Source organism: Streptomyces sp. NPDC008139 (genome assembly GCF_042957025.1).
Classification (GTDB): Bacteria; Actinomycetota; Actinomycetes; order Streptomycetales; family Streptomycetaceae; genus Actinacidiphila.
The window spans coordinates 273003-295035 of the sequence record NZ_JBIBHM010000002.1; the positions used below are offsets into that span (position 1 = coordinate 273003).

The 22033-nt window shown below is 72.9% G+C and carries 26 protein-coding genes and 1 riboswitch; of the genes, 14 read left to right on the top strand and 12 right to left on the bottom strand.

All coding sequences use genetic code 11. The annotated features are described in order from the left end of the window. Positions 1-49 precede the first annotated feature (49 nt). Positions 50-475: a GNAT family N-acetyltransferase gene (locus ACFZBB_RS05065; protein ID WP_391117936.1), complete on the bottom strand. Its 426-nt coding sequence runs from the start codon at positions 473-475 to the stop codon at positions 50-52. Between the two features lie 181 nt (positions 476-656). On the opposite strand from ACFZBB_RS05065, the gene ACFZBB_RS05070 reads away from it, so the two are divergent. Together ACFZBB_RS05070 and ACFZBB_RS05075 are read left to right on the top strand one after the other, a co-directional pair. After that, positions 657-896, top strand: a complete 240-nt coding sequence (locus ACFZBB_RS05070; protein ID WP_355341211.1) for an antitoxin — start codon at positions 657-659, stop codon at positions 894-896. Beyond that, the gene (locus ACFZBB_RS05075) at positions 893-1297 is read left to right on the top strand and encodes a fic family toxin-antitoxin system, toxin component (protein ID WP_391117938.1); all 405 of its coding nucleotides are present in this window, start codon (positions 893-895) and stop codon (positions 1295-1297) included. The genes ACFZBB_RS05070 and ACFZBB_RS05075 overlap by 4 nt, the downstream gene beginning before the upstream one ends. A gap of 60 nt (positions 1298-1357) precedes the next feature. Here the strand turns inward: ACFZBB_RS05075 and bioD are convergent, their stop codons facing one another. From bioD to bioB, 3 genes are all read right to left on the bottom strand, one after another. Then, positions 1358-2089, bottom strand: coding sequence for a dethiobiotin synthase (gene bioD, locus ACFZBB_RS05080; RefSeq protein ID WP_355341205.1), 732 nt, complete (start codon positions 2087-2089; stop codon positions 1358-1360). A gap of 220 nt (positions 2090-2309) precedes the next feature. Next, positions 2310-3635 (bottom strand): adenosylmethionine--8-amino-7-oxononanoate transaminase, encoded by a 1326-nt coding sequence (locus tag ACFZBB_RS05085; RefSeq protein ID WP_391117940.1) that lies wholly within the window; start codon positions 3633-3635, stop codon positions 2310-2312. Beyond that, positions 3628-4869 (bottom strand): biotin synthase BioB, encoded by a 1242-nt coding sequence (bioB, locus tag ACFZBB_RS05090; RefSeq protein WP_391117942.1) that lies wholly within the window; start codon positions 4867-4869, stop codon positions 3628-3630. The genes ACFZBB_RS05085 and bioB overlap by 8 nt, the downstream gene beginning before the upstream one ends. Positions 4870-5288: 419 nt before the next feature. On the opposite strand from bioB, the gene ACFZBB_RS05095 reads away from it, so the two are divergent. Next, the gene (locus ACFZBB_RS05095) at positions 5289-6518 is read left to right on the top strand and encodes an aminotransferase class I/II-fold pyridoxal phosphate-dependent enzyme (protein WP_391117944.1); all 1230 of its coding nucleotides are present in this window, start codon (positions 5289-5291) and stop codon (positions 6516-6518) included. Between the two features lie 46 nt (positions 6519-6564). On the opposite strand, the gene ACFZBB_RS05100 is transcribed toward ACFZBB_RS05095, so the two are convergent. Together ACFZBB_RS05100 and ACFZBB_RS05105 are read right to left on the bottom strand one after the other, a co-directional pair. After that, positions 6565-6798, bottom strand: coding sequence for a DUF397 domain-containing protein (locus ACFZBB_RS05100; protein ID WP_355341196.1), 234 nt, complete (start codon positions 6796-6798; stop codon positions 6565-6567). Between the two features lie 11 nt (positions 6799-6809). Next, positions 6810-7679, bottom strand: a complete 870-nt coding sequence (locus ACFZBB_RS05105) for a Scr1 family TA system antitoxin-like transcriptional regulator (RefSeq protein ID WP_391117946.1) — start codon at positions 7677-7679, stop codon at positions 6810-6812. 253 nt (positions 7680-7932) lie between these two features. On the opposite strand from ACFZBB_RS05105, the gene ACFZBB_RS05110 reads away from it, so the two are divergent. Further along, positions 7933-8361, top strand: coding sequence for an ATP-binding protein (locus ACFZBB_RS05110; protein ID WP_391117949.1), 429 nt, complete (start codon positions 7933-7935; stop codon positions 8359-8361). A 14-nt stretch (positions 8362-8375) separates the two neighbouring features. Here the strand turns inward: ACFZBB_RS05110 and ACFZBB_RS05115 are convergent, their stop codons facing one another. Continuing rightward, positions 8376-9107, bottom strand: coding sequence for a GNAT family N-acetyltransferase (locus ACFZBB_RS05115; RefSeq protein WP_391117951.1), 732 nt, complete (start codon positions 9105-9107; stop codon positions 8376-8378). Positions 9108-9204: 97 nt separating this feature from the next. On the opposite strand from ACFZBB_RS05115, the gene ACFZBB_RS05120 reads away from it, so the two are divergent. Continuing rightward, positions 9205-9930: an ADP-ribosyltransferase gene (locus tag ACFZBB_RS05120; RefSeq protein WP_391117953.1), complete on the top strand. Its 726-nt coding sequence runs from the start codon at positions 9205-9207 to the stop codon at positions 9928-9930. A 244-nt stretch (positions 9931-10174) separates the two neighbouring features. Here ACFZBB_RS05120 and ACFZBB_RS05125 read toward each other — a convergent pair whose 3' ends face one another. The 3 genes from ACFZBB_RS05125 to ACFZBB_RS05135 form a co-directional block, all read right to left on the bottom strand. Next, the gene (locus tag ACFZBB_RS05125; RefSeq protein ID WP_391117955.1) at positions 10175-10648 is read right to left on the bottom strand and encodes an NlpC/P60 family protein; all 474 of its coding nucleotides are present in this window, start codon (positions 10646-10648) and stop codon (positions 10175-10177) included. A 3-nt stretch (positions 10649-10651) separates the two neighbouring features. Beyond that, a riboswitch (cyclic di-AMP (ydaO/yuaA leader) is annotated at positions 10652-10780 on the bottom strand. A gap of 476 nt (positions 10781-11256) precedes the next feature. Then, a complete protein-coding gene (locus tag ACFZBB_RS05130; protein WP_391117957.1) occupies positions 11257-11577 on the bottom strand; it encodes a hypothetical protein in 321 nt (106 codons plus the stop codon). 6 nt (positions 11578-11583) lie between these two features. Further along, positions 11584-12219: an ATP-dependent Clp protease proteolytic subunit gene (locus tag ACFZBB_RS05135; RefSeq protein WP_391118477.1), complete on the bottom strand. Its 636-nt coding sequence runs from the start codon at positions 12217-12219 to the stop codon at positions 11584-11586. Positions 12220-12304: 85 nt separating this feature from the next. Here ACFZBB_RS05135 and ACFZBB_RS05140 point away from each other — a divergent pair, with 85 nt between their 5' ends. The 8 genes from ACFZBB_RS05140 to ACFZBB_RS05175 all read left to right on the top strand — a co-directional run bounded on the left by ACFZBB_RS05140 (position 12305) and on the right by ACFZBB_RS05175 (position 19150). Then, positions 12305-12595 (top strand): type II toxin-antitoxin system Phd/YefM family antitoxin, encoded by a 291-nt coding sequence (locus ACFZBB_RS05140; protein ID WP_188285531.1) that lies wholly within the window; start codon positions 12305-12307, stop codon positions 12593-12595. An 87-nt stretch (positions 12596-12682) separates the two neighbouring features. Next, positions 12683-12985, top strand: coding sequence for an urease subunit gamma (locus tag ACFZBB_RS05145; RefSeq protein ID WP_391117959.1), 303 nt, complete (start codon positions 12683-12685; stop codon positions 12983-12985). Positions 12986-12999: 14 nt separating this feature from the next. Beyond that, positions 13000-13311 (top strand): urease subunit beta, encoded by a 312-nt coding sequence (locus ACFZBB_RS05150; RefSeq protein ID WP_355341174.1) that lies wholly within the window; start codon positions 13000-13002, stop codon positions 13309-13311. Continuing rightward, positions 13304-15025 carry an urease subunit alpha gene (locus ACFZBB_RS05155; protein WP_391117962.1) on the top strand — a complete coding sequence of 574 codons (1722 nt, stop codon included), beginning with the start codon at positions 13304-13306 and terminating at the stop codon, positions 15023-15025. The genes ACFZBB_RS05150 and ACFZBB_RS05155 overlap by 8 nt, the downstream gene beginning before the upstream one ends. Before the next feature lie 28 nt (positions 15026-15053). Continuing rightward, positions 15054-15743, top strand: a complete 690-nt coding sequence (locus tag ACFZBB_RS05160; RefSeq protein WP_391117964.1) for an urease accessory UreF family protein — start codon at positions 15054-15056, stop codon at positions 15741-15743. 69 nt (positions 15744-15812) lie between these two features. Then, a complete protein-coding gene (gene ureG / locus ACFZBB_RS05165; RefSeq protein WP_188282479.1) occupies positions 15813-16514 on the top strand; it encodes an urease accessory protein UreG in 702 nt (233 codons plus the stop codon). Continuing rightward, positions 16511-17332: an urease accessory protein UreD gene (locus ACFZBB_RS05170; RefSeq protein WP_391117966.1), complete on the top strand. Its 822-nt coding sequence runs from the start codon at positions 16511-16513 to the stop codon at positions 17330-17332. The genes ureG and ACFZBB_RS05170 overlap by 4 nt, the downstream gene beginning before the upstream one ends. 216 nt (positions 17333-17548) lie before the next feature. Then, on the top strand, positions 17549-19150 hold the full coding sequence (locus ACFZBB_RS05175) for an alpha/beta fold hydrolase (protein WP_391117968.1): 1602 nt from the start codon (positions 17549-17551) through the stop codon (positions 19148-19150). Positions 19151-19271: 121 nt separating this feature from the next. Here the strand turns inward: ACFZBB_RS05175 and ACFZBB_RS05180 are convergent, their stop codons facing one another. Then, the gene (locus tag ACFZBB_RS05180) at positions 19272-20126 is read right to left on the bottom strand and encodes a TIGR02452 family protein (protein WP_391117971.1); all 855 of its coding nucleotides are present in this window, start codon (positions 20124-20126) and stop codon (positions 19272-19274) included. A gap of 182 nt (positions 20127-20308) precedes the next feature. Here ACFZBB_RS05180 and ACFZBB_RS05185 point away from each other — a divergent pair, with 182 nt between their 5' ends. Then, entirely contained in the window at positions 20309-20911 is a 603-nt protein-coding gene (locus ACFZBB_RS05185) for a DUF1707 domain-containing protein (protein ID WP_391117973.1), read from the top strand. A 21-nt stretch (positions 20912-20932) separates the two neighbouring features. On the opposite strand, the gene ACFZBB_RS05190 is transcribed toward ACFZBB_RS05185, so the two are convergent. Next, on the bottom strand, positions 20933-21976 hold the full coding sequence (locus ACFZBB_RS05190) for an NAD-dependent epimerase/dehydratase family protein (RefSeq protein ID WP_391117975.1): 1044 nt from the start codon (positions 21974-21976) through the stop codon (positions 20933-20935). Positions 21977-22033 lie beyond the last annotated feature (57 nt).

A 22033-nucleotide genomic window follows, 5' to 3' on the forward strand; every position in this document is an offset into this window, starting at 1 on the left:
GCTCGGTATTGGCGGCCCGGGGCCGGCCCGGTCGCCGCTCGGTGAACCGTCATGAGGTGAGCGGTTTGGTCCACCGGCGCCAGCGGGACTCGCGGGTGTATCCGGCCGCGCTCCAGGCGTGCTGCGCCCGCTCGTTGCGTTCGAGCACCATCGCGTCGCCGCGCCTGCCGCCGAGTGCGGTGAAGCGGCGTTCGGCGGCGTCGAGGAGCGCGGTCGCGACGCCCTGACGCCGGACGTCCGGGTGGACGGCGAGGCGGTAGAGGTGGCAGCGCCAGCCGTCGAAACCGGCGATGACCGTACCGACGAGGTCACCGTCCCGCTCGGCGAGGAGCAGGGCGCCGGGGTCGCGGGCGATCAGTCGTTCCACCCCCGCCCGGTCGTCGCTGATGCTGGTGCCCTCGGCCGCGACCCGCCAGAAGGCGAGGACGGGCAGGGCGTCGGAGGGGGTGGCGGTCCGAAGGTGAAGATCGCTCATCACCGCAGCCAATCACCGCACCGATTTCCGGGTGGGGAATTCCGGCATGCGAGATGAATGTCGTTCATGCCCTGCCAACGGTCGAAGGCCCCGATCCGTCCCCGGGGGTCGCGGGAAGTTCCCGGCGTTGCCGCGAAAGGCGCCCTTGCCGCTACTAGCGCCACGGCGCTAGCGTGGACGCATGTCGAAGACCCAGTTGAACGTTCGGGTGGACGAAGCCACGGCCGAGACGGCCCGGCAGCGCGCGTCGCAGCGCGGCATCAGTGTGAACCGCTATATCGAGGAACTCGTCCAGCAGGACGAGGGCGAGAACGGCAAGGCCTTCGTCGAGGCCGCCGCCGACTTCATGAAGCGTTACGAAGAGGTCTTCGCCGAGGAGTTCGGCACCCGGGCGGCCGCCCGGGGTGAAGGCGCGCGTTGACCCTCCGTATCGACCTCGCATGGCTGCTGATGGTCGCCGAGCACTACACGCCGGGCGACCCGCAGGTGACCGACTGGGGCGCGCTCGTCGCGGCCGTCAGCAGGCACGACGCGGAGATCTTCGGCACGCCCGTCTACACCGACACCCACACCCGCGCCGCCGCCATGCTCCAGTTGCTCGTGCATGTCCCGGCGCTGGAGGAGACGAACGCGCTGTTCGCCTCCGCCGTGGCCTACGCCTACCTCGTCGCCAGCCGCCTCAAGCCCACCATGACGCCGGAACAGGTACGTGACCTGGCCCGGCTGGTGAAGGACGGCTCGGCGCCACTGGACCGGATAGCCGACGAGCTGCGCACCTGGACGACGGAGGCGGAGCTGGGCCCGGCCGGACAGGTCGGGTAGCGGCGCGCTCGCGGTTGCCCCCTGTGTACGGCTGCACCCTGTGCGGCGATGCCCGCGCGGCTACGCCTTGTACGGCGCCGGGGCGAAGACCTCCGCGAAGGCCGCCGCGTCCCAGGTGCCGCCGAGCTGCGGGGCCAGCCAGTCGGGGGCGGCGGTGCGGAAGGCGGCGGGGGACAGGGCGCCGGCGGCTTCCGGCAGCGCGCCGAGCAGCGGCGCCTGCGCGACCTCGGGCAGGTCCGCGATGTTGCAGCGCTCGGCCAGCTCCGGCTCGGCGCGCCAGCTTCCGATGATCACACCGATGCAGTCGACCTTGCGGGCGCTGAGCGCTTCGACGGTCAGCGCCGTGCTGTTGAGGGTGCCGAGCCCGGCCGGGGCGACCAGCAGGACACGCGCCCGCAGCAGCGCCGCCGCGTCGGCGAGGGTCGAGCCCTGCTCGTCGTAGCGGACCAGTAGCCCGCCCGCGCCCTCGACCAGCACGACGTCGTGCACCGCGGACAGTTTGGCCGCCGCCTCCGCGATGTCCTCAGGGCCCACCGGCCGCAGTCCGGCGCGGCGGGCCGCCGTCGCGGGCGCCAACGGCTCGGGGTAGCGGGCCAGTTCGGCCGCCGTCACCGGACCCGCGAGCCTGGCCACCTCCGCGGCGTCCCCCTGCTCGCCGTCCGCCACGCCCGTCTGGGCGGGCTTGAGCACGGCGACGCTCAGCCCCTGCGCGAGCGACGCGGCGGCCACGGCGGCGGTGGCCACCGTCTTGCCGACCTCGGTACCCGTTCCGGTGATGACCACGATGGCCATGGTGTCGCTCCGTTCCTCGTTGCCGTGCCATGTCATGTCGCCGTGCCGCTCCGGGCGCCGCACGTGTGCCCGGAGCGTACGGTCCCGGCGCACCTCGTACCCGTGCCGGGACCCCTCATTCCGCCCAATTGGTGACGAGCGCGGTCAGCTCGTACGACGTATGCCGTACGGCGCGCGGTATGTCGGATGCCGTGCGCCCGCCGCCCGGGACGCGGCCCGGTCAGCCCGCGACGGCCGCGTCCCGTACCGCCGCGCAGATCCGCGCCACGTCGTCGTCACCCGTCACATAGGGCGGCATCGTGTAGACGAGGTCGCGGAAGGGCCGCAGCCACACCCCGGCGCGCACCGCGGCGGCGGTGGCCGCCGCCATGTCGACCGGGTGGTCGAGCTGGACGACGCCGATCGCGCCGAGCACTCGCACATCGCGGACACCGGGCAGCGCGGCGACCCCGTCCAGGCCCTCGCGCAGCCCGGACTCGATGCGCTTGACCTCCAACGCCCAGTCCTGGTCGAGCAGCAGGTCCACGGAGGCGCAGGCGACGGCGGCGGCCAGCGGGTTGCCCATGAAGGTCGGGCCGTGCGCCAGCACCGGCACCTCGCCGCGCGAGATGCCCTCGGCGACCTCGCCGGTGCACAGCGCCGCGGCCATCGTGAGATAGCCGCCGGTCAACGCCTTGCCGACGCACATCACATCGGGGCAGACCCCGGCGTGCTCGGCCGCGAAGAGCGTGCCGGTGCGGCCGAAACCGGTGGCGATCTCGTCGAAGACCAGCAGGACGTCGTGCTCGTCGCACGCCTCCCGCAGCACCCGCAGGTACTCCGGGGAGTGGAAGGACATGCCGCCCGCGCCCTGCACCACCGGTTCGACGATGACGGCGGCCAGCTCGTCGGCGTGCCGTCCGATCAACTCCCGCAGATGCGCGGTGTACACGGCGTCGGGCGCCGCGTCGAAGCCGGGCGGCGGGGCGTCGGCGAAGACCTGCCGGGGCAGCACGCCCGACCACAGCTCGTGCATGCCGCCGTCCGGATCGCACACCGACATCGGCTGCCAGGTGTCCCCGTGGTAGCCGCCGCGCCAGGTCAGCAGCCGCTGCTTGCCCGGCCTGCCCAGCGAACGCCAGTACTGGAGGCACATCTTGATCGCGACCTCGACCGACACGGAACCCGAGTCGGCGAGGAAGACATGCCGCAGCGGCTCCGGCGTGATCTCCACCAGCTTGGCCGCGAGACGTACGGCGGGCTCGTGCGTGAGCCCGCCGAACATCACATGACTCATCCGTTCGAGCTGGGCGTGCGCCGCGTCGTCCAGCACGGGGTGCCGGTAGCCGTGGATCGCCGACCACCACGACGACATGCCGTCGACCAGTTCGGTACGGCCCTCGGCGGGCGCCGCGAGCCGCAGCCGTACGCCCGAGGCGGACGCGACGACAAGCGGCTCCTGACGGCCGGGCATCGGGCCGTACGGATGCCAGACGTGCTCCCGGTCCAGCGCCAGCAGCGTGTCCGGGTCGAGCGGCGCGTCGGGCGCGGGGTAGGGCTCAGGCATTGGGCGGCAGGTCCGTCCCCGCGCCGCGTCGCCGTACCGCCACCAGATCGGGGCGCGGCCCCTCGGCGCGTACCGGTTCCGTCCGCACCGTCCCGGTACGCACGGGCGCCGCGCTCGCGGCGGGTGCCGCGTCCTCGTCGTGGCCGCAGGGGCCGCAGCCGCCTTCGTGCGAGCCGCACACGGAACCGGAAGCGTGGGAACCGCAGCCGGTCGCCGCCTCCGCGACGTCGGCGCGGTGCGCGGGCAGCGTGGACGTCCCCGCGCCCTCCACCTCGAAGCCCGCGTCGGCGATCATGTCGAGGTCGGCCTGGCCCGCCTGGCCCTCGCTGGTCAGATAGTCGCCCAGGAAGATCGAGTTGACCAGGTGCAGGGCCAGCGGCTGCATCGTGCGCAGGTGCACCTCACGGCCGCCCGCGAGCCGTACCTCGACGTCCGGGCAGACGAACCGCGTCATCGCCAGGATGCGCAGGCAGCGCTGCGGGGTGAGATTCCACTCCTTGGCCAGCGGCGTGCCCTCGAACGGGATCAGGAAGTTCACCGGCACCGAGTCCGGGTCGAGCGCGCGCAGCGAGAACACCACGTCCACCAGGTCCGCGTCGCTCTCGCCCATGCCCGCGATCAGCCCCGAGCACGCGGACAGCCCGGCGGCCTGCGCCTGCCGCACGGTGTCCACGCGGTCGGCGTAGGTGTGCGTCGTGGTGATGTCGCCGTAGGTGTTCTCGGAGGTGTTGAGGTTGTGGTTGTACGCGTCCGCGCCCGCCGTCCGCAGCCGCTCGGCCTGGCCGCCGGAGAGCAGCCCGAGGCAGGCGCACACCTCGACGTCCTCGTTCTGGTCCTTGATGGCCGCGATGGTCGCCGAGACCCGGTCCACGTCGCGGTCGGTGGGACCGCGCCCGCTCGCCACCAGGCACACCCGCTTGGCCCCACCCGCCACCCCGGCGCGCGCCGCCGCGGCGGCCTCGTCGGGCTTGAGCCAGGTGTACTTGAGGATCTCGGCCTTCGAGCCGAGCCGCTGCGAACAGTACGAGCAGTCCTCGGGGCACAGCCCGGACTTGAGGTTGACCAGGTAGTTCAGCTTGACCCGGCGTCCGAACCACTGGCGGCGCACCTTGCCCGCGGCGGCCACCACGTCGAGCAGTTCGTCGTCGGAGGTCGCGAGGACGGCAAGCGCCTCGTCCCTGGTGGGCAGCTCGCGCCGCAGCCCCTTGTCCACGAGAGTGGTCAGCAGATCCATAGGGGCGATCCTCGCGCACGACGGCACCCGCGGCCAATGGCGGACCGCACAACTCGGGTGGCTACTGGTGTGTGCATCACCACACCCTGTGCATGTGTGCGGGCCAGTACGTTGCTGATGACGTCCGCGTGAGGGGGCGCGCGGCCCAAGCGGCCGGGGATCGTACGACTTTCGTACGGCCCGGTGCCGGGGTGGCCGGACGCCGCTTCGACCGCCGCGGGCGTCGTCCGTCGAACCGCTGACCCGAAGAGCCGTTGAGCCGAAGGCCCGTTGACCCGAAGAACCGCTGAGCCGAAGACCCGCTGCCCCGAAGTGCCGCTGAACCGCTAATCCGAAAAGCAGCCGATCCGCCCGACCGGCTCGCGCACCGATCCGCCCGATCCGCCCGAACCATTGACCCGCCGACCCCAGGGACACCCGTGAAGAGCACCCGCCCCGCCGACCCGCACGCCTCCGCCGGGAGCGACACCGCCGACCCGTCAGGTCCCTTCGGCTGGATCGCGGAACAGGACCGGATCAGGCGCGAGGCCGGGCTCCGGCGGCAGTTGCGCCCCCGCCCGGCGGACTGGGATCTGCTCGACCTCGCGGGCAACGACTACCTCGGCCTGACCCGGCACCCCGAGGTCACCAAGGCGGGCGCCGACGCCTGCCTGCGCTGGGGCGCGGGCGCCACCGGCTCCCGGCTGGTCACCGGCAGCACCGCGCTGCACGCGGAACTCGAAGCGGAGATCGCCGACTTCACCGGCTTCGAGGCGGCCCTGGTCCTCGCCTCCGGCTACGCCGCCAACCTCGCCGCCGTCACCGCGCTGACCGGCCCCGACACCCTCCTGGTCTCCGACGCCGCCAACCACGCCTCGCTGATCGACGGCTGCCGCCTGTCGCGCGCCACCACCGAAGTGGTGCCGCACGCCGACCCCGAGGCCGTACGCAAGGCGCTCGGCGCGCGGGCCCGGCGGGACGCCGACGCGTCCCGCTCCGGGGGAGCGCCCTCCGTCGTCGTCAGCGACTCGGTGTTCTCGGTGGACGGCGACGCGGCGCCGCTGCCCGCGCTCGCCGCGGCCTGCCGCGAGTACGGCGCCGCGCTGCTCGTCGACGACGCGCACGGCTTCGGCGTGCTGGGCGAGGGCGGGCGCGGCGCGCTCGCGGCGGCCGGACTCGCCGGGGCCCCCGACGTGGTGAGCACGGCGACGCTGTCGAAGGCGTTCGGCGCGCAGGGCGGTGTGGTGCTCGGCCCTGCGGCCGTCATCGAGCACCTGGTCAACGCCGCCCGCACCTTCATCTTCGACACCGGTCTCGCCCCGGCCGCGGCGGGCGCCGCCCTCGGCGCCCTGCGGCTGCTGCGCCGCGAGCCGGAGCGCGCCGACCGCGCGTTGCACGTCGCCCGCGCCTTCCACCGGCTGCTGACCGCCGCGGACCTGGACGCGACCGCGCCCGACGCCTGCGTGGTGTCGGTGCGCGCGCCCTCGCCCGAGGCGGCCGTCGAGTGGGCGGCCCGGTGCCGGGCCGCGGGTCTGGCCGTCGGCTGCTTCCGGCCGCCGTCCGTCCCCGACGGGGTGTCCCGGCTGCGGCTGACCGCGCGCTGCGACCTGACGGACGCGCAGATCGCAGGCGCGGTGGACATCATCGTCCGTACGGCGCCGCGCGGTTGAGGGCGCGGCCCGCCGCCGTCCGTCCGCCGCCGGAACCGGACCGGTCCTACGCGGGACCGAGGTCGTCCCGGCGCAGCGCCCCGACGAAGTGCGACCAGGCGCCCGGTGGGAAGAGCAGCGCGGGCCCCTCCTGGTCCTTGGAATCGCGGACGGCGAGCAGCCCCGAGGCCAGTCTCGCGGTCTCCACGCAGTTGTTCGCGGCGGTGCTGTGACTGCTCCTCCGCCATGTCACGCCGGAAATCGACGCGCTCGAGGAAACGTACCCGGACTGTGCCGCCATGGTGGCCTCCTTTATGCGCCTGCGAATCGCGACATCTCCCCGGCGATCTTACTGATCAACGCGACGGACTCGTCGCGAGGAAGGGCAATGTTGCTCAATCGGGTGAAAGCGGCGCCGTAAGCAGTGATGTCTTCTTTTCGATCGACGTAGAGACTACTCGTCAAATGATCGATAACAACCACGTCGAGATCAGCGATGCGCGGAAATGAGAAGATAACGAACGAACCCGTAACTCCTATGTGGCCCCCGGCGCCGAAGGGCAGCACCTGGAGCCGTATCTGCGGCAGCGCGGCGGCGCGTTCCAGTGACCGCAACTGATCGGACATGACCGCGGGGCCGCCGACCACGCGGCGCAGCACGGCCTCGTCCAGCACGGCGCACAGCTCCAGCGGCTCGTCCTGGCGCAGCACCGCCTGCCGGGCGATCCGCACGTCGACCAGTGCGCCGGCCTCGCTCCGGGTCAGATGCGGCATGACGTCGCGGGTGAGCGCCTGGGCGTAGGCGGGGGTCTGGAGCAGGCCGGGCACCACGCTGTTCTCCATCGAGCGGGCCCGGCTGGCGCCCGCCTCCAGGCTGATGAAGTCGCGGTACTCCACGGGCAGTACGTCGCGGAAGTCCTGCCACCAGCCGCGCTGTCTGCCCTGCCCGGCCAGCGTGCCCAGCAGGTCGCGCAGGTCGCGGTCGCGCACCTCGTAGACGTGGAGCAGCACATCGACGTCCTCGGCGCTGACGCTGCTGCGGCCGGTCTCGATACGGCTGACTTTCGACTGGTGCCAGCCGGCCGCCTCGGCGACCTGCTCGCTGGTCATTCCGGACAGATCGCGAAGTCGGCGCAGTTCGCCGCCGAGCTTGCGTCGTCGTACGGCGGGGACCCGTTCCATGGCCTCTCGCACCTCCTGAAGTGAGGGATGCCGGTAGTCGGGCGGTCATTACGACAGTGTGCCGACCAAATGCGTATCCACGTAGCAGAGTTCACCGTTTTGAGCGACAGATATATGCATTGCGCGGTGGACCGTCCGAAACGGCGGCACGATTAGTGGCAGTCTGGCGCGAACCAGCCACTTCCGGGCGTGGCCCGGAGAGCCCGCGCCGATACCCCGGTCCGCGGTGGGATGGGAAAGGAACGATGTCGCCATGGCAGATCTGCAGGAAGCTTCCGTCACTCTGCCGAGCGCCCCTGCCTCGGTACCGGCGGCACGGCGCTATGTCTGCGCCCGACTCGCAGAGTGGGGACTGCCCTCGGACGCCCCCTCGGTCGACGCCGTGCGCCTGATCGTCTCCGAACTGGCCACCAACGCGGTGCTGCACACCTCGGGAATGTCGCCGACCTTCACCGTGGACGTGCGTCTCGAACGGCAGGAGCAGTTGCTGATCGGCGTGACCGACAGCCACCCGCGCTGGCCCCAGCGGCTGCCCGCGGCGGTCCAGCAGGACAACGGGCGCGGGATGGTGATCATTCGGCACCTGGCGGCGGAGTCCGGCGGCAGGCTGCGGATCACGCCGACCGACGAGGGCGGCAAGACGGTCTGGATCACGATCCCCTGGGCGGTCCCGGTGGCCTGAGCGACGGGCGCTGTTCACGGGCGCGTCGGCGGCACCAGCAGCGCCTCGGCTCCGACCGGTGCGAAACCGGCGGCGAGGAAGGCCCGCACGCTCGCCGCGTTGCCCGGGGCGATCTGGGCCCACAACGGCGCGCCGTCCGGGACGAGATGGCGGGCCGCGAGGGCGAGAAGGCGGCCGAGGCCCTTGCCGCGGGCGTCCGGGTCCACCTCGACGGCGGTCTCCCAACGGCCCGCCACACCGCGGCCGATGAGGACGGTGCCGCCGGGTGCGGTCCAGGCGCGCACGTCGTCGCGGTGGTGGAGCGCCCGCACGATCCGCGGATGGGAGCGGTCGGTGGTCTCGGTGAGGGGGAGCGAGGGCGGACCCGGCAGCGGGGCGGCCAGGGTCAGCAGGTCGAGGTTGTTGACCACACGGCCGGTGCGGGCGCAAAGAGCGGTCAGGAAAGGCGGGTTGAGCGGCGCGGACAGGTCGTCGGGCGGAAGCAGGGCACGGAGACCGGCGGCGGTGTCTTCGGGCGCCGGGCATTCGGCCGTACCCGCCGCTCCCGACCCGTCGGCGGTGTCGGCGATGTCGGCGAAGACCACGGTGTGGGCGGTGAAGGCGATGACTCCGGCGTCGCGGGCCGACGGCTGGGCGACGAAGGTGACGGTCCCGTCGGCGGGCGGGAAGTCGCCTCGCGCGGCGGCGTCCAGCAGGGACCGCAGGGAGGGCCCGGCGCGGTGCGCCGCGGTGGTCGGCGAGCTCATCCGACCATCCTCTCAGCCGTCCCGTACACGGCCGGACGCGCCTACGATCGGGTGACATGCGGCGGATCGCGGGGCCGGTCCCGCGAGTCTGTGCGTCATGATCAAGAACCGAGTCCGGTCGCTTCTCACGACCGGCGCGCTGACCCTGACCGCCGTACTCGCCGCGCAGACCGCGGCCACGTCGGAGACCGCGTCGGCCGTCGCCACCGGACCCCTGTCCCCCGCGGCGCCCACCGCCCTGTCCGCGCCCTCCACGTCCCTCGTGCCCCGGCCCGCCCCCGCGGGCGACGACGGCTGGTGCCCGGTGGTCCACGACCCGCTGTTCGCCGCCGCCGACCGCAGTGTGGACGTCGAGCGCATCACCCCCGAGCCGTCCTACCGCCGCACGTGCGGGGAGTTGTTCCGCTCGGACGGCCGCGCCCCCGCCGTGGTCTTCCAGGAGGGCTTCCAGCCCAAGGCCGCGCAGGACGGGCAGTACGACCTCGCGGCGTACGTGCTGAAGAACCAGCCGTCGCCCTTCGTGAGCACCAGCTACGACCACGACCTCTACAAGCAGTGGAAGCCCGGCTTCAACTACTACGTGGACGCGCCCGGCGGCATCGACGTCAACGCCACGATCGGTGACACCCACAAGTGGGCCGACCAGCACGAGGTCGCCTTCCCCGGCGGCCTCGCCCGGCGCTTCATCGTCGGCGCCTGTCCCGTCGACAAGGCGACCAAGGACGAGGACCTGGCCGGCTGCGTACGCAACCCGTACTACGTGCCGTGGCGCGGGATTCCGGCGCCGCGTCCGCTCGCGCCGGTGCTGCTCCCGGCGGGCTGACCGTCCCTGATCCGGCCGGGGGAGCCGTACCCCCGGCCGGACCGGCTGTCCACGCCGGTGAAGGGGGGTGTGGCGGGTCGCCCCCCGCCGCACCCGAACCGCCGGTCCGCACCGTCCTACGGCTCCGGGCCGCTGTTCGGACCGGACGACGGCCGTGCCCGGCGGCGGCGAGTACCAACCGCTCCACGGACCGTATACGCCGTACGGGCGCGATACGCGGCGCGGCCGAAATCGGCCGTCCGGGTCACGCCACCCGCCCGTACCAGACGGCGCTGGTCCAGATCCTCTCCAGCCGGACCCTGGCGCCGGTCTTGGGGGCGTGCCAGATCCGGCCGCTTCCGGCGTAGATCCCGACGTGGTAAATGGACCGGCCGGTGTGGAAGAACACCAGGTCACCGACGCGGCGGGCACCCGACGAGATGTGCCGGGTGCTGTTGTACTGGGCGGCGGCGGTACGCGGCAGCTTCTTGCCCGCGCGCTTGAACGAGTACAGCGTCAGCCCCGAGCAGTCGAAGCGGTTCGGGCCGGTGGCGCCCCACTGGTAGGGCGAGCCCTTCTTCGACGCCGCCACGTTCAGGGCCTTCACGCCCATTGTCGCGGCCTCGGCCTGCTGGACGGTGCCCGGCAGCAGCGCGGGCAGGGCGACCGCTGTGGCGGTGAGCACGGAGGCCGTCCCGAGCCGGGACAGCCGTCCGGAGATGCACTTGAGCGCGAACATGCGCAACCCTTCGTCATCAGCCTCCGAAGGATGACCTGTCGGGTTCGGGCTGGCGAAGATGCCCGGCCGCGTGGTGCGGCTTCACCCCAAGGGGCGGCTCCGGCGCTGTGCCGTGACCGACCCGTCGTACCTGGGTCCTCCGCTCCCGCCGGTGCACTCATGTCGACCTGATGTCCACGCGGCGGCGGGACTGGGCGTCCGCGTGGACCGCCCCGCCACGGCGGCGGGGGCTTGTCGTCACTACGGATGGTGACGCACAGAACCGGCCACAGCCGGGCGGGAAACGCGCGGTGTGAGTCTGGTCACGACTCACCTATTCGGGTGGACACCGGGGCGAATCACCCGGTCCGCGCCTCCAGTCGCATCATCTGACCTGCGGATATGTGGCGGACGATGGGCGGGTTTTGGCCGGTGCGCGCAATTCGGCCGGAGATCACGAATCGGCGGTGAATACGCCGATGGGATGAGCCCTTTTGGTGCAGTGCCGACGGTCTCGAGCGCGCAGAGTGACCGCGCTCACACCTGGCCTGTGTCGGCGTGCCGCGCGAGCTATCCGTCGGCGGACCGCACGAGGCTCGCACCAGCGGGCCGCACGGACCGCACCAGCCTCACGCGGGCGGCGGCCCCGCGGCCGGATCGGGCGCCAGCGCCACCAGCCCCGACCGCCGCTCGCCGTCCAGCACCCGCAGGGCGCGGGCCAGCGTGGCGTGGTGCAGTTCGGTCTCGCCCCGCATGTGCATCACGGTCAGCGCGTCGCGCAGCGCGGACGCCCGTCCCACCAGCGCCTGGGCGGCCCGCAGCGCGCTGTAGGTGTCGGCGGTGCGGGACGGATTGATCCGGCCGAGCAGATCGACGACCTCCAGGTAGGAGTCGATCAGCTCACCCTCGGAGCGGGTGAGCGCCGGAAGCGGCGGCAGTTCCGGGACCACCGCGGGTCACCGCAGGCCGTACGCGGGGCCGTTGGTCTTGCGGCTGGTGGTCAGCTTGTCCACCAGGCCGTAGGCGACGGCCTCTTCACCGTCGAGGACCTTGTCCCGCTCGATGTCGGCACGGATCCGCTCGATGTCCTGGCCGGTGTGCCGGGCCAGCAGCGTCTCCAACTGCTCGCGGGTGCGCAGCAGTTCATTGGCCTGGATCTCCAGGTCCGAGATCGGTCCCTGGACCACCTCGCCGAGCGACGGCTGGTGGATCAGCACCCGCGCGCCCGGAGTGATCATGCGCTTGCCCGGCGCGCCCGCCGCCAGCAGCACGGCCGCGGCCGAGGCGGCCTGCCCGATGCACACCGTCGCCACGTCGCAGGTGACGAACTGCATCGTGTCGTAGATGGCGGTCATCGCCGAGAACGAGCCGCCGGGCGAGTTGATGTAGAGGTTGATGTCCTGCTCGGGGGCGGCGTTCTCCAGGTGGATGAGCTGGGCCATCACGTCGTTCGCCGAGGTGTCGTCGACCTGGGTGCCCAGGAAGATGATCCGCTCCTGGAGCAGCTTGGAGTACGGGTCCATCGTGCGGACGCCGTTGCTGCTGCGTTCGGTGAACTCGGGCAGGACGTAGCGGGCGGTGGGACGGAACACGGCGTGCACCTCCGGGCGGATCTGGGCGCAGGAACTGGCCACAGGTCAAAATGTACAGGACGTACATCTCGTTATGATGGGGAGCATGACCCATGACGTCCCGGTGACACAAGCGCGTGCCGAGCTCGCGGAACTGATCAACCGCGTGGTCTACGGCGGCGAACAGGTGGTGCTGACCCGCCACGGCAAGCCGCTCGTCGCCCTGGTGTCCGCCGCTGACCTGCAACGACTGCGTGATCTCGACGAGCAGGCCGAGGAGCAGGTGATCAGTACGGTCTCCGCCGTCGGCTCCCGTACGTCCGCCACGGGCGAACGCCGACGGTTCGGCATCGCGGCCGAGCACCGGGGTCACCAGACCGGCGACCGCCGTCCGTAACAGCGACCGCCGCCCGTAACAGGGGTTAACGCAGTCGAAACCGCGTCGAACTAATCTCGCGGGTTCTGACGACTGTGAGGTGTGGCTGTGCAGTTGACCCCCCACGAGCAGGAACGCCTGCTCATCCATGTCGCCGCGGACGTGGCGGCCAAGCGGCGCGCCCGCGGGCTGCGGCTCAACCACCCCGAGGCGGTCGCGCTCATCACCGCGCATCTGCTCGAAGGGGCCCGCGACGGCCGCGGCGTCTCGGAACTGATGGAGTCCGGGCGCGCCGTGCTGACCCGCGCCGACGTCATGGACGGCATCCCCGAGATGATCCACGACGTGCAGGTCGAGGCCACGTTCCCCGACGGCACCAAGCTCGTCACCGTCCACCAGCCGATCGTCTGACGGGCGGGAGCGCCATGATCCCCGGAGAGATCCTCAGCGCGGACGCGCCCGTGCCGCTCAACGCGGGCCGCCCGGTGACCCGGCTCACCGTTCTCAACGCGGCCGACCGGCCCGTCCAGGTCGGCTCGCACTACCACTTCGCCGAGGCCAACCCCGGTCTGGAGTTCGACCGCGCCGCCGCCCGGGGCCTGCGGCTGAACATCGCCGCGGGCACCGCCGTACGCTTCGAGCCCGGCATCCCCGCCGAGGTCGAACTCGTGCCGATCGCCGGACAGCGCGTCGTGGCCGGGCTGCGCGGCGAGACCGCGGGGGCGCTCGATGGCTGACCTCTCGCGGGCCGTATACGCCGACCTCTACGGCCCCACCACCGGGGACCGGGTCCGGCTGGCCGACACCGCCCTGCTGATCGAGGTCGAACGCGACCTGGCGGGCGGGCCGGGACTCGCGGGCGACGAGGCCGTCTTCGGCGGCGGCAAGGTGATCCGCGAGTCGATGGGCCAGGCGCGGACGAGCCGGGCGGAGGGCGCGCCCGACACCGTCATCACCGGCGCCGTCGTCCTCGACCACTGGGGCGTGGTCAAGGCGGACATCGGCATCCGCGACGGCCGGATCACCGCGCTGGGCAAGGCGGGCAACCCCGAGACGATGGACGGCGTCCACCCCGCCCTCGTCATAGGCCCCGAGACCGAGATCATCGCGGGCAACGGCAAGATCCTCACTGCGGGCACCATCGACGCGCACGTCCACTTCATCTCGCCGACGCTGCTGCCGCAGGCCCTGTCGGCGGGCGTCACCACCGTCATCGGCGGCGGCACGGGACCGGCCGAGGGCACCAAGGCGACCACCGTCACGCCCGGCGGCTGGCACCTGGCGCGGATGTTCGCGGGCCTGGAGGCGTACCCGGTCAACGTCGGGCTGCTCGGCAAGGGCAACACCGTCAACCAGCGGTCCATGCACGACCAACTGCGCGCCGGAGCCGTCGGGTTCAAGATCCACGAGGACTGGGGCGCCACCCCCGCCGCGATCGATGCCTGCCTGACGGTCTGCGAGCGGTCCGGCGCTCAACTGGCCATCCATACCGACACGTTGAACGAGGCCGGATTCGTCGAGGACACCCTTGCCGCCATCGCGGGCCGCGGCATCCACGCCTACCACACCGAAGGCGCGGGCGGCGGGCACGCGCCCGACATCATCACCGTGGTCTCGCAGCCGCACGTGCTGCCCTCCTCGACCAACCCGACCCGGCCGCACACCGTCAACACCGTCGAGGAGCACCTCGACATGCTGATGGTCTGCCACCACCTCAACCCGTCGGTCCCCGAGGATCTCGCCTTCGCCGAGTCCCGGATCCGCCCGTCGACCATCGCCGCCGAGGACGTCCTGCACGACCTCGGCGCGATCAGCATCATCAGCTCCGACTCACAGGCCATGGGCCGGATCGGCGAAGTCGCCCTGCGCACCTGGCAGACCGCGCACGTGATGAAGCGACGGCGCGGCGCGCTCCCCGGCGACGGCGCGGCCGACAACCACCGCGCCCGCCGCTATGTCGCCAAATACACCATCAACCCCGCGGTCGCGCAGGGCCTCGACCACGAGATCGGCTCCGTCGAGGCCGGGAAGCTCGCCGACCTGGTGCTGTGGGAACCGGCGTTCTTCGGAGTCAAGCCCCAACTCGTCATCAAGGGCGGGCAGATCGCCTACGCCCAGATGGGCGACGCCAACGCGTCCATCCCCACCCCGCAACCCGTGCTGCCCCGGCCGATGTTCGGCGCGGTCGGCGCCGCGCCCGCCGCCAACTCCGTCAACTTCGTCAATGAGGCGGCGCTGGAGGACGGCCTGCCCGAACGCCTCGGCCTCGGCAAGGAGTTCGTGCCGGTCCGCAGTACACGCACCCTGACCAAGGCCGATATGCGGGAGAACGACGCGCTGCCGAGAGTCGAGGTCGAACCCGACACGTTCACCGTACGGATCGACGGCGAGGTCGTGGAGCCCGCGCCCGCGTCGGAACTGCCCATGACCCAGCGGTACTTCCTCTTCTGAGACCATGACCCCGACGACACCGTCCCCTATGACCACGACACCGGCCGCGCGCGCCGCCCTGCTGCTGCTCGCCGACGGCCGCTTCCCGGCCGGCGGCCACGCGCACTCCGGCGGCGCGGAGGCCGCGGTCGCGGACGGCCGGGTGCGGGACGCGGCGACCCTGGCGGACTTCTGCCGGGGCCGTCTGCACACCACTGGACTGGTCGCCGCCGCACTGGCCGCGGCGGCGACCTTCGGCCTCGACCCGCTCGTCCTGGACGCGGCGGCCGACGCCCGCACCCCCTCGCCCGCCCTGCGCACCACCTCCCGCAAACTCGGCCGCCAGCTCCTGCGCGCCGCCCGCGCCGCCTGGCCCGCCCCCGCGCTCGACCAGCTCGCCGCCGCCCGCCCGCGCGGCGCCCACCAGCCCGTCGTCCTCGGTGTCACCGCCCGCGCCGCCGGCCTGCTCCCGCAGGACGCGGCACACGTCGCCGCCTACGAGTCCGTCAGCGGGCCCGCGACCGCCGCCGTACGGCTGCTGAGCCTCGACCCCTTCCACGCCGCGGCCGTACTCGCCCGGCTGGCACCGTGCGTCGACGAGGCGGCCGCCGCGGCGGCGCTCGCCGCCGAACGCGCCCTCGCCGAAGGCCCGGACGTGCTGCCCGCCGCCTCCGCGCCGCTGCTCGACCTTGCCGCGCAGGACCACGCCGCCTGGCCCGTACGCCTCTTCGCCTCCTGATCCGTCTCCTGATCCACAGCCTGATCCGCAGCCCGGTTCCGAACGCCGTCCGCACCAACGGAGTTGACCATGCATCTCGACCACCCCGAGACCTTCCCCGAGCGGTACGCGCACTCCTCGCCCGCCGTCCGCGCCGACGGCAGGCGGCGCGCCCTGCGGATCGGGCTCGGCGGCCCGGTCGGGTCCGGCAAGACCGCGACCGTCGCGGCGCTGTGCCGCAGACTGCGCGACGACCTGTCGATCGCCGTGGTCACCAATGACATCTACACGCGCGAGGACGCCGAATTCCTGCTGCGCAACGCGGTGTTGCCCGCCGAGCGGATCGCCGCCGTGGAGACCGGCGCGTGCCCGCACACCGCGATCCGGGACGACATCTCCGCGAATCTCGAAGCCGTCGAGGACTTGGAGGACGCAGTCGGCCCGCTCGACCTCATCCTCGTCGAGTCCGGCGGGGACAATCTCACCGCCACCTTCTCCAAGGGGCTGGTGGACGCGCAGATCTTCGTCATCGACGTGGCGGGCGGCGACGACATCCCCCGCAAGGGCGGCCCCGGCGTCACGACCGCCGACCTCCTCGTGATCAACAAGACCGACCTCGCCCCCTACGTCGGCGCCGACCTCACCCGCATGTCCCGCGACGCCGCCGCCCAGCGCGGCGATCTGCCCGTCGTCCTCACCTCCGTCGCCGCCCCCGACGGCGTCGCCCCGGTCGCCGCCTGGGTGGGCGACCGCCTGGCCGCCTGGGCCGCCGTCCCCGCGACGACGGCGTGAACGACGTGGCGGTCCGCGACACCGCGCGCGGCGTCGTCGCCACGGCGCGGATCGTCGCCACGGCCGACGGGCGGGGCGGTACGGCGCTGCCCGTGCTGGCCGGTGACGGACCGCTGGCGCTGCGGCGCAGCCGGGTCGTCGGCGGCGCCGACGGCGAAGGGGCCGGGGTGATGGTGGTCGGCGCGATGAGCGCGCCGCTCGGCGGCGACCGGCTGCGGATCGAGGCGGAGGTGGGGGAGGGCGCGCGGCTCGCGGTGGGGTCCGCCGCGGCCACGGTGTCCCTGCCGGGGCGGGGCGGCGGGCGGGCGACGTACGACGTGCGGCTGGCCGTACGGGCCGGTGGCGCGCTGTGCTGGCTGCCCGAGCCGGTGATCGCCGCCCACCGCAGCGACCTGCGGATGACCACCCGCGTGGACCTCGCCACCGGCGCACGCCTCCTGCTGCGGGACGAACAGATCCTCGGCCGCCACGCGGAACCCCCCGGCCGCCTCGGCACTCGCCTGACCGCTCACCTTGACGGCCGCCCGCTCCTCGACCAGGAACTCCGCTTCGGCCCCGGCGCCCCCACCGGCTGGGACGGCCCCGCCGTCCTCGGCCGCTACCGGGCCGTGGGCCAACTCCTGCTGATCGAACCCGGCTTCGCCGACCTCCCGGCCGTCGCCCGCACGCTGCCCGCCGACCCCGCGGAAGGCCGGGCGGCCGTCACCCCGCTCGCGGGCCCCGCCGCGTTGATCACCGCGGTGGCCACGGACGGCCTGCGCCTGCGCCGTCTGCTGGACGCCGGTCTGGCGGCCGTCCTGGCCGCGAGCGCGCCCTAGCGCGGCGCCCGGAGCGCGACCAGCGCAGACCCGGGGGAACGGCCGTCACCCATGCGGCGGCAGCCACCTCACGCCCAACTCGTCCGCAGAATCACACTTTGATGAAGAATCACCCGCCTGGCCTGTTCACAGGCGACCCACAGGGGAAAGGATTCGCTCCGCAGTAACTGTGACCACCGTGGCCACAAGCCACGGACCAGGAGGGGAGTTTCCGCCTTGAGACGCACGATCGTGCTCGTCTCCACCGGCGCCCTGATCGCGGGCGCCATCGCAGCCGCCCCGGCGGCCACCGCACAGTCGCACGACCAGCCGTCGAGATCGCCGCGGTCCGTCACCGTACCCGAGTCCGTCGGCGTGGTGATCGCCGCCGCGAACGCCGCCCGCAAGGGCATCGACTGGGCTGCCTGCCCGGCGAGTTGGAACATTCCGTCGCCGATCACCTGCGGCTATGTGACCGTGCCCGTCGACTACGGCAAGCCGTTCGGCGCGACCGTCAAACTGGCCGTGGACCGGGCGGGCAACACCGGTACCCCGGCCGAGCGGCAGGGCGCGCTGATCTACAACCCGGGCGGTCCCGGCGGCTCGGGACTGCGCTTCCCTGTCCGGGTCACCACCTCCTCCGCGCTGTGGGTCAAGACGGCGAAGGCGTACGACTTCGTGGGCTTCGACCCGCGCGGCGTCGGCCACTCCGCCCCGATCTCCTGCGAGGACCCGCAGGAGTACGTGAAGGCCCCCAAGGCCGACCCGGTGCCGGACAGCGAGGCCGACAAGCTCGCGCAGCGCAAGCTCGCCGCCGAGTACGCCAACGGCTGCCTGGAGCGCACCGGCGCGCGGATGCTCTCCCAGATGACTACGCAGAACACCGCCCGCGACCTGGACGTCATCCGCGCCGCGCTGCACGAGAAGAAGCTCAACTACCTGGGCGTCTCCTACGGCACGTACCTCGGCGCGGTCTACGCGACGCTCTTTCCGACGCACGTGCGCCGGTTGATCGTGGACAGCGTCGTCAACCCGGCGCAGGACCAGATCTGGTACCGGAACAACCTGGACCAGGACGTGGCCTTCCAGGGCCGCTGGGACGACTGGGAGGCGTGGGTCGCTACGTACGACTCCGTCTACCACCTCGGCGACACGCCCGCGAAGGTCGAGCAGAAATGGCTCGCGCTGCGCGCCGCCGCCAAGAGCCACCCGATCGGCGGCGTCGTCGGGCCGAACGAACTCCTCGGCTTCTTCCAGAACGCGCCCTACTACGACTCGACGTGGGCCACGGTCGCGGGCGTCTGGAGCCGCTACGAGGCGGGTGACACCCAGGCGCTGCTCGACGCGGCGGCGCCCGACCTGTCCGACACCGCGGGCAACATCTCGGCCGAGAACAGCAACGCCGTGTACACCGCGGTGGAGTGCGCCGACGCCAAGTGGCCCACGAATTGGCGCACATGGGACCGGGACAACACCGCGCTGCACGCCAAGTACCCCTTCCTGACGTGGGAGAACGCCTGGCTGAACCTGCCGTGCGCCACCTGGGGCGTCAAGCAGCAGCGCCCGGTGGACGTCCGCTCGCACCACGGGCTGCCCGAGGTGCTGATCGTGCAGAGCACCAGGGACGCGGCGACCCCCTACACCGGGGCGCTCGAACTCCACCGCCGCCTGGCAGGCTCCCGCTTGATCACCGAGAAGGACGCGGGCTCGCACGGCGTCACCAACCTGGTGAACCCGTGCGTCAACTCCCGCGTCGAGAGCTATCTGTTGACGGGCACGGTCGACGCCCACGACGTGGTGTGCGGACCGCACGCCGCACCCGTACCCGCCGCGTCCTAGCGAGAGGAACCGGCGAGATCGCGCACGGGCGGTCCACCCACCTTCACGGTGCGGTGGGCCGCCCGCCGCGTATCCGGTATGACGGCCGCGCCGCCACGAGGAGACGACAACCGCGGTACGGCTACGGCCGCTTCGCGGCGGTGTCGGTGAAGGCGGCGGCGAAGGCCGCACGGGTGGGGGAGTCCGTTCGCCGGTCCAGGACCGCGAAGACGGCCTCGTCGAAGGCGCCCACGAAGCGGCCGTCACCGGTCAGCAGCCGGGCGAAGGCGGCGGCGACCCGCGCCGGGTCGTTCATGAAGACCCCGCAGCCCCAGGCGCCCAGCACCAGCCGCCGGTAGCCGTGTACGGCGGCCACCTCCAGGACCCGCTCGGCGCGCGCGTCGAGGGCCGCTCCGACGAGGGGCACGCGCTCGGGCGTCGTGCGCGCGATGACCCCGGCGTTCGGCGCGGGCGAGGTGAGGAAGCCGACGGTGTACGGCACGTCGAGCAGCGTGCCGCGGTCGTCGCGGAAGACCGGCACGGCGGGGGAGTGGATGACGCGGTCGCTGTAGAAGACATCGGTGTCCGCCCGGTGGTGGGCGTAGAAGTCGGGCGCGCGCAGCAGACAGGTGTAGAGCGCGGAGGAACGGCACAGCGCCTCCTCCTGCGCCTGCGCTCCCTTGACGTAACCGCCGCCGGGGTTGCGGGCGGAGGCGAAGTTGAGCACCGCCACCGGGCCGCCCGCGGCGTCGGCCGCGACCAGCCTGGCCGCCGCCTCCATGCTGCTCTCCGGCGTCACCTCGCAGCGCACGGGCCCGTCGCCCCACGCTCCCTCGCCGGGGACCGCGACCGGCGCGGGACCGTACATCCGGGTCCCGTCGGCCGCAGCCGCGACGGCCTCGCCGAGCGGGACGTACCGTCCGGCCGGGGAGTCGTACCCGCCCTCCGCCGCGATCCGCTGATTCTCCGTGGCGATGTTCCGCAGACGAGCACTCATGCCCAGGACGGTAGGGCGTGTACGGGCTCCGGCGCGAGTGGATTCGGGCGGTCGCGGCGGCCGTGGGGCCGATCCGTACGGGCTGATCCCGCGCATCGTCCGGCCTTCCGGACGGCTCCTTGCGGGCGGCGACAGACGCGATATATCGTGAGTCGCGTTCCGTTTCCCTGGGAGGTAGTGCCGTGTCCGAGCTGTCCCCGAAGGCGCGTTCCGGCGAGCCGAGGATGCGGGCGTCCGACGACGAGCGCGACCGTACGGCCGCGCTGCTGGCGGAGGCCTTCGCCGCGGGCCGACTGACCGCGGAGGAGCACGCCGAGCGGATGGAGGCGGCCTACGCCGCCAGGACCCGCGGCGAACTGGCGCCGCTCACCGCCGACCTGCCCGCCCCCGCGCCCGGCGCCCCGCTCGCCTCGCCCGCCGACAACGAGGCGGTGCGGGCGCTGTTCAGCAAGGTCCGCCGCTCGGGCCAGTGGCCGGTGCCGCCGCACACCGTCGTACGGGCCAGCTTCGGCGCCGTCGTGATCGACCTGCGGCAGGCGGTGTTCACCCGCCGCGAGGTGGTCATCCAGGCCGACTCCTTCTTCGGCAAGGTCGAGGTCATCGTCCCCGACCACGCGCAGGTCTACGACGTCGGCACGGCGCTGTTCGGCAAGCGCTCCCAGCACGGCCGCCGCAGCGACAAGAGCGGCGTGGACGGACCGGTCGTACGGATCACCGGACGCTCCGTCTTCGGTCACGTCCGGGTGATGCGCCGCTTCAAGTGGCCCTGGCGGGACGGCCGCTGACGCCGCGGCGCCGACCGGGCGTCACGCCCCGCGCCCGGCCAGCCAGCGGTCCTCGGCCGCGTAGTCGAACCAGTCGCCGTGCTCCGACAGCCGCGCGGGCAGCGGGAACACCTCGCGCCAGTCCGCCGTGTCCAGCTCGGCCGCCAGCCAGGCGACCGTCCCCGGCAGCGACTCCTCGTACGAGGTGACCGCGCGGTAGCCCAGTTCGCGCTCGGCCGCCGACATGTCCAGCACCATCGGGTACGGCATGCCCCACGGAGTGTCGCCCACCGTCGGCTCCGGCGGCGGCCCGTCCACCAGCACGGTCTCGCTGGTCACGCCGAGCGCCCGGTCCACCGCGGCGGAGATCTCCGCGACCGTCGGCACCCGCGGGTCACCCGCGTTCAGCGCGCGGGAGCCCGGCTTCGCCGCCGCCAGCCGGACCAGCTCGGCGATGTTCGACACGTGCACCGGATGGAACCGGCTCCTGCCCCCGTACGCCAGCACCCGCACCGGACGGCCGTCCAGCGCGCGCTTGACGAAGTACATCTCACGCGGCAGCGGACTGTGCGGGCCATGGATCGCTCCGGCGCGCAGCAGCGTCGACGGCAGCCGGTCGCCCGCCTCCAGCAGCGTCCGCTCCAACTCGACCTTGCGGGTGCCGTACGTCGAGGGGCCCGGCGCGACCGTCGCGCAGGTCTCCGGGAGCGGCACCGGAAAGCGCGGGGAGCCGTCCGGCTCGGCCTGCGTGTCGAAATTGCGGCCCGCGTCGTCCTCGTACACCGCCGCGCTGGAGATCACCACTGCGGACCCGATCCGGTCGGAGAGCGACAGCAACTGCCGTGCGTCGGCGCCGTCGTAGGCCACACAGTCCAGCAGGACGTCGCAGCCGTCGCCGAGCGCCGCGGCCAGCGCGGCGCTGTCCGTGCGGTCGACCCGGACCGTACGCACGCCCGGCGGCCACCCCTCGTCCGCGCCGCCGCCGCGCGAGGCGGCCGTCACCTGCCAGCCGTCCGCGGCCAGGGCGCGTACGGCCTGCCGCCCGATCTGTCCAGAAGCGCCGATCACGAACGCGGTTCCCGTCATGGTGGGACGCTATGCGGGCGGGCACCGCGCGGAACAGAGGGGTTCGCCCTGCGCGGA